The 14,072-nt window shown below is 68.9% G+C and carries 10 protein-coding genes; 9 read left to right on the forward strand and 1 reads right to left on the reverse strand.

What is annotated here, in order from left to right; all coding sequences use genetic code 11:
- Positions 1-278: 278 nt before the first annotated feature.
- From rplU to ACWGKQ_RS47935, 8 genes are all read left to right on the forward strand, one after another.
- Positions 279-599 (forward strand): 50S ribosomal protein L21, encoded by a 321-nt coding sequence (gene rplU / locus ACWGKQ_RS47900; protein ID WP_007381993.1) that lies wholly within the window; start codon positions 279-281, stop codon positions 597-599.
- Between the two features lie 14 nt (positions 600-613).
- Positions 614-868: a 50S ribosomal protein L27 gene (gene rpmA, locus ACWGKQ_RS47905; protein ID WP_010041940.1), complete on the forward strand. Its 255-nt coding sequence runs from the start codon at positions 614-616 to the stop codon at positions 866-868.
- Between the two features lie 127 nt (positions 869-995).
- A complete protein-coding gene (obgE, locus tag ACWGKQ_RS47910; protein ID WP_453298411.1) occupies positions 996-2,435 on the forward strand; it encodes a GTPase ObgE in 1,440 nt (479 codons plus the stop codon).
- Between the two features lie 241 nt (positions 2,436-2,676).
- Positions 2,677-4,227: an alkaline phosphatase D family protein gene (locus ACWGKQ_RS47915; RefSeq protein ID WP_453298412.1), complete on the forward strand. Its 1,551-nt coding sequence runs from the start codon at positions 2,677-2,679 to the stop codon at positions 4,225-4,227.
- Between the two features lie 114 nt (positions 4,228-4,341).
- Complete coding sequence (locus ACWGKQ_RS47920) at positions 4,342-5,571, forward strand: hypothetical protein (protein WP_453298413.1); 1,230 nt, start codon at positions 4,342-4,344, stop codon at positions 5,569-5,571.
- A 290-nt stretch (positions 5,572-5,861) separates the two neighbouring features.
- Complete coding sequence (locus tag ACWGKQ_RS47925) at positions 5,862-7,361, forward strand: D-ribitol-5-phosphate cytidylyltransferase (protein ID WP_453298414.1); 1,500 nt, start codon at positions 5,862-5,864, stop codon at positions 7,359-7,361.
- A 158-nt stretch (positions 7,362-7,519) separates the two neighbouring features.
- On the forward strand, positions 7,520-9,634 hold the full coding sequence (locus ACWGKQ_RS47930) for a hypothetical protein (RefSeq protein WP_453298415.1): 2,115 nt from the start codon (positions 7,520-7,522) through the stop codon (positions 9,632-9,634).
- 354 nt (positions 9,635-9,988) lie between these two features.
- Positions 9,989-11,203: a glycosyltransferase family 2 protein gene (locus ACWGKQ_RS47935; RefSeq protein ID WP_453298416.1), complete on the forward strand. Its 1,215-nt coding sequence runs from the start codon at positions 9,989-9,991 to the stop codon at positions 11,201-11,203.
- A 21-nt stretch (positions 11,204-11,224) separates the two neighbouring features.
- On the opposite strand, the gene ACWGKQ_RS47940 is transcribed toward ACWGKQ_RS47935, so the two are convergent.
- Positions 11,225-12,622: a polysaccharide pyruvyl transferase family protein gene (locus ACWGKQ_RS47940; RefSeq protein ID WP_453298417.1), complete on the reverse strand. Its 1,398-nt coding sequence runs from the start codon at positions 12,620-12,622 to the stop codon at positions 11,225-11,227.
- Positions 12,623-12,859: 237 nt separating this feature from the next.
- On the opposite strand from ACWGKQ_RS47940, the gene proB reads away from it, so the two are divergent.
- Positions 12,860-13,987 (forward strand): glutamate 5-kinase, encoded by a 1,128-nt coding sequence (gene proB / locus ACWGKQ_RS47945; protein WP_453298418.1) that lies wholly within the window; start codon positions 12,860-12,862, stop codon positions 13,985-13,987.
- Positions 13,988-14,072: the final 85 nt, after the last annotated feature.

A 14,072-nucleotide genomic window follows, 5' to 3' on the forward strand; every position in this document is an offset into this window, starting at 1 on the left:
TGGGCTGACGCCGGGGCGGGGGGCCGGTCCACGTGACCGGCCCCGCGCCTTTCGGGACCCGGTCCGAGTGACCGGCCCCACACACCCCGGGGCCCGGTTTGACCCCCTCGGCCACCGCCCCGTAACCTTGACCGTCGGCGTGTCCATGGATATGAGGACGTGCCACATCCCCGTAAACCTCTTCCTCCGGAGCACACGGTGTTCTGGAGAGGCCGCTCGCGTTCGCCGGGCGGCTGGACTGCGGGGGTGCCGTTCCCGAGCGAGAGAGTGAGATCCGCGTGTACGCCATCGTGCGCAGCGGTGGTCGCCAGCACAAGGTTGCTGTCGGCGACATCGTTGAGGTTGACAAGATTTCCACTGCCAAGGTTGGCGACACGGTCGAGCTCTCGACCCTGCTCGTTGTCGACGGCGACGCTGTGACCAGCGACCCGTGGGTCCTGGCCGGCATCAAGGTCCAGGCCGAGGTCGTGGACCACCACAAGGGCGTCAAGATCGACATCCTTCGCTACAAGAACAAGACCGGCTACCGCCGTCGTCAGGGCCACCGCCAGCAGTACACGGCGATCAAGGTCACTGAGATCCCCGCGGCTGCGAAGTAAGGGACTGAGGAGAGATGGCACACAAGAAGGGCGCATCGTCCACCCGTAACGGTCGTGACTCCAACGCTCAGCGCCTCGGCGTGAAGCGCTTCGGCGGTCAGGTCGTCAACGCGGGCGAGATCCTGGTCCGCCAGCGTGGCACCCACTTCCACCCGGGTGCGGGCGTCGGCCGTGGCGGCGACGACACGCTGTTCGCGCTGCAGGCCGGTTCGGTGCAGTTCGGCACCCACCGTGGCCGCAAGGTCGTGAACATCGTCCCGGTCGCCTGAGCCTGATTTCTCAGGGCCCAGACCGAACGTTTCGCGAGGCGGACCTCACTTCCCGATCGGGAAGGCGGGTCCGCCTTTCGCGTGTTGACATAGGTATTACCCCGTAAGTATCTGGAGGCACTGCACCATGACCACCTTCGTGGACCGCGTCGAGCTGCACATCGCCGCGGGTAACGGAGGCCACGGCTGCGCCTCCGTTCACCGGGAGAAGTTCAAGCCGCTCGGCGGCCCCGACGGCGGCAACGGCGGCCGCGGCGGCGACGTCATCCTGACCGTCGACCAGTCCGTGACGACCCTGCTCGACTACCACCACTCCCCGCACCGCAAGGCCACCAACGGCAAGCCCGGCGAGGGCGGCAACCGGGCCGGCAAGGACGGCCAGGACCTCGTCCTGCCGGTCCCGGACGGCACCGTCGTCCTCGACAAGGCCGGCAATGTCCTCGCCGACCTCGTCGGCCACGGCACCTCCTACGTCGCCGCCCAGGGCGGCCGCGGCGGCCTCGGCAACGCGGCCCTCGCCAGCGCCCGCCGCAAGGCCCCCGGCTTCGCGCTGCTCGGCGTGCCCGGGGACCTCGGGGACATCGTCCTGGAGCTGAAGACCGTCGCGGACGTGGCCCTGGTCGGCTACCCGAGCGCCGGCAAGTCCTCGCTGATCTCGGTGCTGTCGGCGGCCAAGCCGAAGATCGCCGACTACCCGTTCACCACCCTGGTCCCCAACCTCGGTGTGGTGACCGCCGGTTCCACCGTCTACACCATCGCCGACGTGCCCGGACTCATCCCCGGCGCCAGCCAGGGCCGGGGCCTCGGCCTTGAGTTCCTGCGCCACGTCGAGCGGTGCAGCGTCCTCGTGCACGTCCTCGACACCGCGACCCTGGAGTCCGAGCGCGACCCCGTCTCCGACCTCGACGTCATCGAGGAGGAGCTCAAGCAGTACGGCGGCCTCGGCGACCGGCCCCGGATCGTCGTCCTCAACAAGATCGACGTCCCCGACGGCAAGGACCTCGCCGAGATGGTCCGCCCCGACCTGGAGGCCCGCGGCTACCGCGTCTTCGAGGTGTCCGCGGTCGCCCACCTGGGCCTGCGCGAGCTGACGTTCGCGCTCGGCGACATGGTCGGCCAGGCCCGCGCGGCCAAGCCCAAGGAGGAGGCGACCCGGATCGTCATCCGGCCCAAGGCCGTGGACGACGCCGGCTTCACCGTCACCCAGGAGGACGACGGGCTCTTCCGGGTGCGCGGCGAGAAGCCCGAACGCTGGGTCCGCCAGACCGACTTCAACAACGACGAGGCCGTCGGCTACCTCGCCGACCGCCTCAACCGCCTCGGCGTGGAACAGGAACTGATGAAGGCGGGCGCACGCTCGGGCGACGGCGTCGCCATCGGCCCCGAGGACAACGCCGTCGTCTTCGACTGGGAGCCCTCCATGATGTCCGGCGCCGAGATGCTCGGCCGCCGCGGCGAGGACCACCGCTTCGAGGAGCAGCGGCCCGCCGTACAGCGCCGCCGCGACCGGGAGGCCGAACGGGACGAGTCCCTGCGGGAGTACGGCGACTTCGACCCGTTCGAGTGATCTCAAGTAGTTTCACGTAGTTCCGAGCGGTAAGGCCGTCGGCGATCCCTCCGTTCCGGGAGCGCTGATCTGCCGTCAGACCCGTCGCAGCCAGGACCTGTTCCCGGCCGCGACGGGTTTTCCGTTGTCCACCTAGTTGTCATGCGCACGCACGCCCGCGTTCGGCGGACGGACCGTCCGGCCGTGGGAGCTTCCGAAGGCCAGACCGTCCAAGAGGCCACTGTGGCAAGGGAGTCCGCGCATGACCGGAGCACCAACGCCCGACCGACGCCGCTTTCTGACCGCCGGTGCCGCCGTCCTCGGAGCCGCCGCATCCGCCCAGCTCTGGCTGCCCACCACCGCCCGAGCCGCCGAAACCCCGCTGCCCGACGGCGTGTTCAGCCTCGGCATCGCCTCCGGCGACCCGCTGCCCGACGGCATCGTGCTCTGGACCCGGCTCGCCCCCGACCCCTTGAACGGCGGCGGCATGCCCGACGAGATCGTCCCCGTCGAATGGGAGATCGCCGAGGACGAGCGCCTCCGCAAGGTCGTCCGCCACGGCACCGCCCACGCCCGGCCCGAGTACGGGCACAGCGTTCACGTGGACGTACGAGGACTGCGCCCCGACCGCTCCTACTGGTACCGCTTCCGCGCCGGCGGCAGGATCTCCCCGACCGGCCGCACCCGCACCGCCCCCCACCCGCACACCAGGGGCGGCTCCCTGCGGGTGGCCCTCGCCTCCTGCCAGAACTGGCAGCACGGCTACTTCACCCCGTACGCCGACATGCTCGCCCAGGACCCCGACATCGTCCTCTTCGTCGGCGACTACATCTACGAGTCCACGCCGTCCTCCGCGGGCCCCCGCCGCCACGAGGGCACCGGCGAGCCGTACACCCTGGTGCAGTACCGCAACCGCTACGCCCAGTACCGCAGCGATCCCGACCTCGCCGCCATGCACGCGAACGCGCCCTGGGTGGTCACCTTCGACGACCACGAGGTCGACAACGACTGGGCCGGCCAGGTCCCCCAGGACCCGGGCAAGCAGTCCCACGACGCGTTCGTCGCCCGGCTCACCGCCGCCTTCCAGGCCTACTACGAGCACATGCCGGTCCGCGCCACCGCGATCCCCGACGGGCCGCACATCCGGATGTACCGCCGCCTGGAGTTCGGCCGCCTCGCCCGGCTCAACGTCCTCGACACCCGCCAGTTCCGCAGCGACCAGGTCACCAGCCAGACCGCCGCCGAGGACCCCTCCCTCACCATGCTCGGCGCCGAGCAGAAACAGTGGCTGCTCGACGGGCTGCACGACTCGCCGGCCCGCTGGAACCTGATCGCCTCGCAGATCATGATGGCCGAGACCGACATCCTGCCCGGCGACGGAAAGCTCTGGTACTACGACGCCTGGGACGGCTACCAGGTCGAACGCAACGCCCTGCTCGACGAGTTCGCCTCGATCCGCAACGCCGTCGTGCTCAGCGGCGACCGCCATCTCACCATGATCAGCGACCTGAAGAAGGACTTCGCGGACCCGTCCTCGGACGTCGTCGGCGCCGAGTTCGTCGGCACCTCCATCTCCAGCAACGGCGACCAGGACCAGGCCGCCTTCCACACCCAGTGGGACCCGCTGACGGCCGACAACCCGCACTGGAAGGTCATCGACGCCCACCGCGGCTACCACCTCTTCGACATCCGCCGCGACGGCATCGACGCGCGCGTGCGGGTCGTCGACACCGTCGTCGAGCCGCACGCCACCGCGAGCACGCTCGCCACCCTGCGTGTCGAGACGGATGAACCGGGCGTACAGGTCGTGTGACGCACGAACCGGGCGCCTCGAAAGTCAAGTCTGTGTAACAGGAGCCTGGGACTCATCTGTGTCCCAGGCTCCTCTCAGGTGAACCTAAGGTAAACGTCTTACCTTCCGTTAACCATGGAGACGGACTGTACGAGAGGCCAAGCACCGGTGAACAACGCCCCCGCGGACCCCATGGGCCCCACCGGTCCCCTTGCCGCCCTGCCCGCCGGCACCCGCCTGCTGCACATAGGCCCGCACAAGACGGGGACCACGGCCATCCAGGGCGCCCTGTTCGCCGCGAAGGACCAGCTGCCCGGACACGGTGTGGAGTTCCCGGCGACCACCCGGCACCCGATGGAAGCCGCCCTCGCCGCCTGCGCCCGGCCCGCGATGATGGGCGACATCGTGCCCACCGAGAAGCACTGGACGCGGCTGCTCAAGCAGGTCGAGGCCACCGGTTCCCGCACCTCGGTGATCAGCAGCGAGTTCTTCGCCGACGCCCCCGACGACGAGACCGCCGCCCGCATCGTCGACCAGCTCGGCGGCGAACGCGTCCACGTCCTCGTCACCCTCCGCCCGCTCGCCAGGATCATGCCCTCGCAGTGGCAGCAGTACGTGCAGAACGGACTGCGCATGGGCTACGAGGACTGGCTGGAGCACATGCTGCGCAAGGCCCCCTACGAGAAGCCCAACCCCAGCTTCTGGCACCGGCACCGCCACGACCGCCTTGTCGAACGCTGGGTCCGCGCGGCCGGCGCCGACCGGATCACCGTCGTCGTGGTCGACGACCGGGACCGCGACGGCCTGATGCGCACCTTCGAAGCCCTCCTCGGACTCCCCGAAAATCTCCTCCAGCCGGTCCCGGACACGGCGAACCGCTCCCTCACCTTCGCCGAGACCGAAATGCTGCGAAAGCTCAACGTGGAATTCCGCGGCAATGGACTCCCGGACGAGCTGTATTCCAAGCTCGTCCGCAACGGCGCGGTCATGCATATGAAGAACTCGTGCAGTCCCACCGCCGCCGACGTGAAGATCTCCACCCCCGGCTGGGCCGTCGAGGCCGCTGGCCGTATCGGCGCCGAGATGGTGGAACGCATCGGCGCCATGGGTGTCCGCGTCATCGGTGACCCCACCCTGCTCCACGCCCTGCCTGCCATCCCCGCGCAGCCGGGACCGCCCGCCGCCGAGGCCCGCATCGCCCCCGAGGTCGCCGCCCAGGCACTCTACGGAGCGCTCGCCGCGGCGGCCGCGGCACCGGTACGCCACACCGCCGAACCGAAGTCCCGCACCGTGCACCAGACGTCGTCCAAGGAACTCGTACGAGTCCTCGGGCATCGATGTCTGAAGAGGCTGCGGCGAGGGTGAGACACCGGGACGGAGGGACGGCTTAGCCCTGCTAAGCCGTCCCCGTGTCACGGCGTAGCACTACTGAGGCGTACTCTGTGTCACGCACAGCAATCAGAATGGGCTGTGTAGTTACTCACAGCAAATCCACGGAACTCTTCCAGTGGCCCGACGGGCGGCGCCCATCAGCAGCGACGCAAGGTGAATGAAAGGTTGCGGGCACATATGCAGCGGACTGCGCTCACCTTGCACAGCGGTTACCGGAAGTGGGACCATTTCCTGGTTCCCTGATGCCCCAAGGTAGGTCGCCTGTGTCCCAGCACATAGCCAAGCCCCGAACCACCGCAGTGATCCTGGCCGGTGGCACCGGCCAGCGGGTGGGTCTGTCGATCCCGAAGCAGTTGCTGAAGATCGCCGGCAAGGCCGTCATCGAGCACACCCTGGCCACCTTCGAGAAGGCCGACTCGATCGACGACATCATCGTGCTGATGGCACCGGGCTACGTCCCGGACGTCGAGAAGATCGTCGCCAAGGCCGGGCTCGCCAAGGTCAAGAAGATCATCGAGGGCGGCAACACACGCAACGAGACCACCGAGCGCGCCATCCAGGCGCTCGGCGAGGGCCTGGCCGAGGGCGAGGACGCCAACGTCCTCTTCCATGACGCCGTGCGCCCCCTGCTGTCGCAGCGCGTCATCGACGACTGCGTGACCGCTCTGGAGCGCTACCAGGCCGTCGACGTCGCCATTCCGTCCGCCGACACCATCATCGTCACCCGCACCCACGGCGGAGACGGCGAATTCATCACCGAGATCCCGGACCGCTCCCGGCTGCGCCGCGGCCAGACCCCGCAGGCGTTCAAGCTGTCCACGATCAGGCGGGCCTACGAGGTCGCCGCCGGCGACCCCAACTTCCAGGCCACCGACGACTGCTCCGTCGTCCTCAAGTACCTGCCCGACGTGCCGATCCACGTCGTCGCCGGCGACGAGTACAACATGAAGGTCACCCAGCCCGTCGACGTCTTCATCGCCGACAAGCTCTTCCAGCTCGCCTCCACCGCCGCCCCCGAGCAGAACGGCGAAGAGGCCTACCGCGAGCTGCTCACCGGCAAGACCGCGGTGATCTTCGGCGGCTCGTACGGCATCGGCAAGGACATCGCCGAACTCGCCGAGTCCTACGGCGCGAACGTCTACGCCCTCGGCCGCTCCACCACCGGCACCCACGTGGAGAACCCCGAAGAGGTCGACGACGCGCTCTCCAAGGCGTACGCCGAGACCGGCCGCATCGACTACGTCGTCAACACCGCGGGCGTGCTGCGCATCGGCAAGCTCGCCGAGACCGACAACGCCACCATCGAAGAGGCGCTGAAGGTCAACTACCTGGCCCCGGTGCAGATCGCCCGCTCCAGCTACAAGTACCTCGCCGAGACCAAGGGCCAGCTGCTGCTCTACACCTCCAGCAGCTACACCCGCGGCCGCGCCGAGTACAGCCTCTACTCCTCGACCAAGGCCGCCATGGTGAACCTCACCCAGGCACTGTCCGACGAGTGGGCCGGCGACGCCGTCCGCGTCAACTGCATCAACCCCGAGCGCACCGCCACCCCGATGCGCACCAAGGCGTTCGGTCAGGAACCGACGGGCTCCCTGCTCTCCTCCGAAGCCGTCGCCCGCACCTCCCTCGACGTGCTGCTGTCCGAACTCACCGGCCATGTCATCGACGTCCGCCAGCAGGACCCGACGGCGTCCGCCGGCCAGGCCTCCGGCTTCGAGCAGGCCCTGGCCAGTGTCCTGGACCGACAGGACGGCGTGGCATAATCGACAGTCATTAGTCATCTGTAATTCAGGCCTCTGTGGTTGCGCGCGCGTTCGCTGAGCATTCACAGGGGCCTGAACCCGTAAAAACCCCAGATCGGCCACTTCCCCGATCGTCCGCAAGGTCAAATTCAGGCCTTTTTGTCAGCAAAAGGTTCTCCGTGATATCCACCGCTATTCGCGTCGCCCGGGTGGGCAGCGCGGCCGAGCTGGCCGCGGCGGCACTCATGATCCTGGGCTTCCCGGTCCTCATGGTCGCCGCGCTCGTCCCGAGCGTCTACGCCTTCGCGGCCGCGGCCGCCGTCACGTACCTGGCGGACCACTACCTGCACCGCAAAGGCAGCTACCTCGTCAACCGCCTGAGCAAGGTCCGGGCCGGCCTGTCGATCCGCTTCCTGATCCGGCAGCTGCTGCTGATCCTGCTGCTGGCCCGGATGAACCTCTCGAACGGCCTGGTCTTCTACGGCGCGGTCGCCTGCTTCATCGCCTTCTACGGCTTGCAGGCCCCGCACGGCGCAGTGGTCACCCTGATCCGCAACCGCCGCCGGATGCCGGTCGCCACCCGCAACGTCGACCTGAAGTCCCGCATCCGCATCCCGGACGCCCCGCCGCGCGGCCTGCTCGACCGCTCCGCCGAGAAGATGCTCCACCTCGACCTCGCCGCCGTCGTCGGCCTGCTGATCTCGGCGGCGACGGACAACGTGATCGCCGGATTCGTCGGCATCGGGATCACCCTCGCCCTGGGCTGCCTCTACGTACTGGTGCTGATGCCTTACGTGCGAGGCCGCAAGACCCCGCCGGCCGCCGACACCGTGCTGGCCGCCGTCGACGACTGGCTGGCCGACTACCAGCCCGGGACCGTGCTGTACTTCTCCGGCTCCAAGGACTCCGCCTACCAGGTCAACATGTGGCTGGAGACCATGGAAGAGCTGGAGTCCCGCCCGCTGATCCTGCTGCGCGAGCGGGTCATCCTGCAGAGCCTCGCCCCGACCAGCGTCCCCGTCATCTGCGTGCCCGGCGGCGTGCACCTGATGAACCTGGACCTCTCCACGGTCCGCGTCGCCCTCTACGCGGCCAACGTCGGCAAGAACATCCACCTGCTGCGCGTCCCCACCATGAAGCACGTCTTCATCGGCCATGGCGACAGCGACAAGCTGGCCAGCGTCAACCCGTTCAGCAAGGCGTACGACGAGGTGTGGACCGCCGGCCGCGCGGGCCGCGACCGCTACGCCATCGCCGACGTCGGCGTCCGCGACGACGACATCGTCGAGGTCGGCCGCCCCCAGCTGGCCCCCATCCAGAGCTGGCAGGGCGTCCCCGACGACCGCATCCCCACCGTGCTCTACGCGCCCACCTGGGAGGGCTGGGACGGCGACCCCGGAAACACCTCCCTCGTGCTCGCCGGCGAGAACATCGTGAAGAAGCTGGTCAAGGCCGACCCGCCGGTCCGCGTCCTATACAAGCCGCACCCCTTCACCGGCACCGTCAGCGCCGAGGCCGGCGCCGCCCACCGGCGCGTCACCGCTCTCGTCGAGCAGGCCGCGGCCGCCCGCGCCACCGATGCCCGGTTCACCGCCGACACGGCCGCCCAGGCGGCGGCGAAGGCCGAACTGACCCGCATCGAGACCCGCCTGGCCGAGCTGGCAGGCATCGGCAACGACAAGCGTGACGAGGCCGAGGCCAGCCGGGACGGCATCGTCGACCTGAACAGGCACGAAGAGGTCGCCCGGCTGCGCGCCGAATGGAACGACTTCTACTGGCAGGCCCTGCCGTCGTACCGGCACGCCGTCATCACGGGCGCCGAACCCCGCCTGTACGACTGCTTCAACGTCTCCGACGCGATGGTCTCCGACATCTCCAGCGTGGTCTCCGACTTCATCGCCAGCGGCAAGCCGTACGCCGTCACCGACTCCGCAGGCGTCGGCGTGGAGGAGTTCAAACGGGCCAACACCGCCGTGCGCGCCGCCGTGATCCTCTCCAACAGCGCCAAGGAACTCGGCGGCCTCCTGGACGCCGTACGCGACCCGTCGGCCGACCCGCTGGCCGCGGACCGGGACGAACTCAAGCACTACCTGCTCGGACCGGACGAGCCGACCTCCATCGAGCAGTTCAACGACGCGGTGGCCGCGCTCGCCCGCAAGGCCGAGACCCGCAACCTGGGCCAGGAGGCCCGGATCGCGGCCGGCGAGCCCGAGGCGGCCGAACTCGCCGAGGCGCTGCCCGGCGGAAAGCCGCGGACGGCCGCCGGCGAGGCGGAGGGCGCGACCGCCGGCTGACGCCCGCCGACACCGTGAACGGGCTCGGTCCCGGGGATCTCCCCGGGACCGAGCCCGTTCGGGTTTCACCGACTTTCACCGACGCGGTTTCACCGACGCGCCCGCATTCTCTTACCTCTGCTTAGTAATGCGCGGTTTTCTTCTTACTCGTGCTTCGCGGTCTGCGTTGAGCGCCTCTTACCGCGCGTCCGTACTGTCCGATGAAACCCGCTGTACACCACCCGGCTGTCCGTTCGTCATGTGAGCTGGACCACTGAGTGAGTACTCCAAGGCAACCTGTTGCGTCGATCGGTCATCTAAGACATTGCGTCCGAGGTGACGCAGGGGGAACGCACCATTGACTAGGGGGAAAACGTGACCGTCGTCGCGCAGCCTGATGTGACCGTGATCATCGGGGCGTACGAAGCGATGCCGTACCTGGTCGAGTGCCTGGCGTCCGTCGAGCGCCAGACCCTCGGCCCGGCCCGCATGGAGGTCATCGCCGTCGACGACGGATCCACCGACGGCACGGGGGAGTACCTGGAGGAGTTCGCGGCCCGTGTCGCCATGCCGGTGACCGTGATCCGCCAGGAGAACTCCGGCGGCCCCAGCGGCCCGCGCAACGTCGGCCTCGCCAAAGCCGCCGGCCGCTTCGTGTTCTTCCTGGACGCCGACGACCGGCTCGGCCCCGAGGCGCTGGAACGCATGGTCGCGATGGCCGACAAGAACGGCACCGACGTCGTCCTCGGCAAGGTCGAGGGGATCAACCGCAAGGCACCGCAGTCGATGTGGGGCAAGACCGTCGGCCGTACCGACGTCTTCTCCTCCAACATAAAGTTCGCGCTCAGCGCCCAGAAACTCTTCCGCCGTGCCCTGCTGGAACAGCACAGCATGCGGTTCGACGAGTCCCTGTGGACCGGCGAGGACGCGCTGTTCACCATGGAGGCCTATCTGCGCGCAGACGGCGTCTCCGTGGTCGCCGACTACCCCTGCTACTACCTCGTGGGCCGCGAGGACGGCAAACACGTCACCAAGAGCGGCAGTTACACCCTCCGCTTCGACTCGGCGCGCGCCCTGATGAACCTGATCGCCGAGATGGTCCCGGCCGGGGCGCGGCGCGACAACCTCATGGTCCGGCCGTTCAAGGTCACGCTGCTCCCACAGTTCGGCCCCAAGTTCCTCAAGGACACCGACGAGGTACGCCGGCACAAGATGGAGCTCGTCAAGCCGCTGATGGACGCGCACTGGAACCCCGAGGTGGCCCGCCGCCTCAAGGTCCACGAGCGGCTTCAGCTGCACCTGGTCGCCGTCCGGCGCCCCGAGCTCCTCGTGGATGTCGTCGAGTTCCTGAGGGCCAAGAAGAAGCCCATCGTGATCCTGGAGAAGCGCGGCACCCACGTCTACCTCGGCTACCCGCACTTCCGTTCCAAGGCGGCCGGCGTCCCCGACTGGATCTATCTCGCCGAACCCCGCGAGGCCCGCGCCGTCCCGGGCTACCGCGAGGAGGCCGCCAACACCTTCCTGCGGCGCGCGATGCGCAAGTTGAGGCGGTCGCTGCCGACCCGGGACGTGAAGGCGGCGGCCGCCTGACGCGGCCACCGCCCCGCGCGGCTACCCGCCCGACCCCAGCGCCCGCCGGATCGGCTTGCCCACGGCCCGCCGGGCCCGCCGGTAGACCGAGGCCGGCTGCGGGGCGGCGACCGACTTGGCGGCGCGCGCCCCGGCCCGCGCCAGCTTCTCCAGCCGGGCGTTGTCCAGCGTCAGCTCGTCGATACGGTTGTGCAGCCAGCCGAACCGCGAGGTGAGCGAGGCGATGTCCGCGTCGTTCCAGGGACGGATTCCCGGCGGGAACGCCAGTGCCCGCATCCGCTCCTCGAAGGCCGCTCCGCCGTCGCCGTGCGTGAAGGTGTTCTCCAGCCCGTTCCTTTCGAGGAACCCGGTGAACCGTTCGAAGCGCTCCTGGTGACCGCCGACCAGTCCGCCGAAGTCGGCCTCCGCGTACAGCTTCGCCGGATCCGCCGACTCGGGGTCCTTCACCGCCTGGTCCAGCCGCCGGTGCGGAATCTCGAAGTAACGGCACAGTTCCAGCGTTCGCGAGTCACCGCACAGCACGGTGGCCGGCACGCCGGCCAGCAGCGCCGCGATGTTGCCGTGGATGCGCGAACCGAAAGAGAAGTCGAAGGAGCGCAGATCGTCGATCCAGGTGATCGGGTCGACGTAGACCCGCACCTTGTCCTCGCGGAACATCGGATGGTCCGGGTGGGTCGGTATCGCGGTCACCGCGGCGTTGGGGTCCGACAGGTCCCGCCAGTGCAACTGCCGTGCGTCACTGAGGTTCTGGCCGACGAAACGCAGGTTCGGATAGCTCTCGTGGGTGCGTGTGATGATCCGGTCCAGGCCCTGGGTGCGTACGGCACTGTGCGAGCCGTTGATCGCGATCCGCGATTCCGGCGTCAACTCCAGCGCCTTCTTGTGCACCGGGAGTCGCTCGCCGTGCATGAACAGCGAAGGGCAGCCGATGACCTCGACGTCCTTGAAGCCCATGTCCTTCAGGTACTGCTCGGTGAACTCGCCCCGTACGCCGATCGACGCGCTGCGCTCCAGAACGGCCGCGCAGAACTCCCGCACGGTCGGTTCCATCCGCTTGAGCCGTTCCGGGTTGTAGCTCACCCCGCTCTGCGCACCGACGCCGAGCACGACCACCGGGATCTTCAGCTTCGAGATCAGCCGGGTCATCCGCTTCAAGGAGCTCTCGAAGGACGGCCGGAAGGCGTTGGCCAGCGGGATGACGAAGGCGTCGTACTCCTTGTTGATGCGGGCGGCGGCGGAGGCCTCGGAGGGCATGCCGTTGGAGACGACCTCGGTGCCCGGCGTCTCGAGGATCTTGTGGGCGGCATCGCTGAAGATCAGGTTGCCTGAATTGGTGGCGATGACGTCCCGGTGCAGAGCCTCTTCGACGGTGACGACGTCGTAGGGACTCTTCCCCGACCTGAGGAGGATGCGCTTCACGGTGCGAACTTTAGATGACACAAACTTCAAATTAACTTTGCGTTTGCTTCAATTTCTATAAGCAGTCCGTGCAACCTTTTTGCCATGAGCGGGGCGTGATCGAGCGATCACTCGACGTCCGCGGCTGTCGCTGCGGATGCCGTTGTCCGTGTCGCTGTCCGGGGGCTGGACGGACGCCTCCCGCATACATCCCCTTCGCGTAGATTGCTGCCACGCGCAAGGAAGTGGGGACAGGACGTGGCAAGGGCTAGGCAGGCCGTCGGCGAGGCCCGCAGGATCGTCGTCAAGGTGGGCTCCTCCTCGCTGACCACCGCCTCCGGCGGCCTGGACGCCGACCGCGTCGACGCGCTCGTCGACGTCCTCGCCAAGAGCCGCAGCGGCGGGGAGAAGGAGATCGTCCTCGTCTCCTCCGGAGCCATCGCCGCCGGACTCGCCCCGCTCGGCCTGCGCCGCCGTCCCCGGGACCTGGCCCGCCAGCAGGCCGCCGCCAGCGTCGGCCAGGGGCTGCTCGTCGCCCGCTACACCGCCTCCTTCGCCCGCTACGCCGTCCGCGTCGGACAGGTCCTGCTCACCTCCGACGACATGAGCCGCCGGGCCCACCACCGCAACGCCTCCCGCACCCTCGACAAGCTGCTGGCGATGGGCGCGCTGCCGGTCGTCAACGAGAACGACACCGTCGCCACCGACGAGATCCGCTTCGGCGACAACGACCGCCTCGCCGCCCTCGTCGCCCACCTCGTCCACGCCGACCTGCTGGTCCTCCTCTCCGACATCGACGGCGTCTACGACGGCGACCCCAGCAGGCCCGGCACCTCGCGGATAGCGGAAGTGAAGGGGCCGGAGGACCTCGCGGGCGTCGAGATCGGCAGTGCCGGGAAGGCGGGCGTCGGCACCGGCGGGATGGTCACCAAGGTGGAGGCCGCCCGGATCGCCGCCGCCGCGGGCATCGCGGTGGTCCTCACCAGCGCCGTGCACGCCACCGAGGCGCTCTCCGGCGGCGACACCGGCACCTACTTCCACCCCACCGGCAAACGGTCCGCAGACCGCCTTCTGTGGCTTCAGCACGCCTCGACCCCGCAGGGCTCGCTCACCCTCGACGACGGCGCCGTCCGCGCGGTCGTCGACGGCCGCAAATCGCTGCTGCCGGCCGGGATCGCCGCCGTGGAGGGCGACTTCGCCGCCGGCGACCCGGTCGAGCTGCGCGACACCGGAGGGCGCGCGGTGGCCCGCGGGCTCGTCAGCTTCGACGCCAAGGAGATCCCCCAGCTGATCGGGCGTTCGACCAGGGAGCTGGCGCGCGAGCTGGGCCCGGCGTACGAACGCGAGGTCGTACACAGGGACGACCTGGTGATCCTGCACCCGTAAAACGGGGCGTAACGACGGACCCCGGTGGGGGACGTTCCGTAAAACCGCCACACGAACCCTTGCGGCCTGCTCAACTTTGTCTCAG

This window comes from Streptomyces sp. NPDC054770, assembly GCF_053611985.1.

Excerpts from the sequence above, each read along its gene's own strand:
- rpmA (WP_010041940.1), top strand. The coding sequence starts at position 614 with ATGGCACACAAGAAGGGCGCATCGTCCACCCGTAACGGTCGTGACTCC.
- obgE (WP_453298411.1), top strand. The coding sequence starts at position 996 with ATGACCACCTTCGTGGACCGCGTCGAGCTGCACATCGCCGCGGGTAAC.
- ACWGKQ_RS47915 (WP_453298412.1), top strand. The coding sequence starts at position 2,677 with ATGACCGGAGCACCAACGCCCGACCGACGCCGCTTTCTGACCGCCGGT.
- ACWGKQ_RS47920 (WP_453298413.1), top strand. The coding sequence starts at position 4,342 with ATGGAGACGGACTGTACGAGAGGCCAAGCACCGGTGAACAACGCCCCC.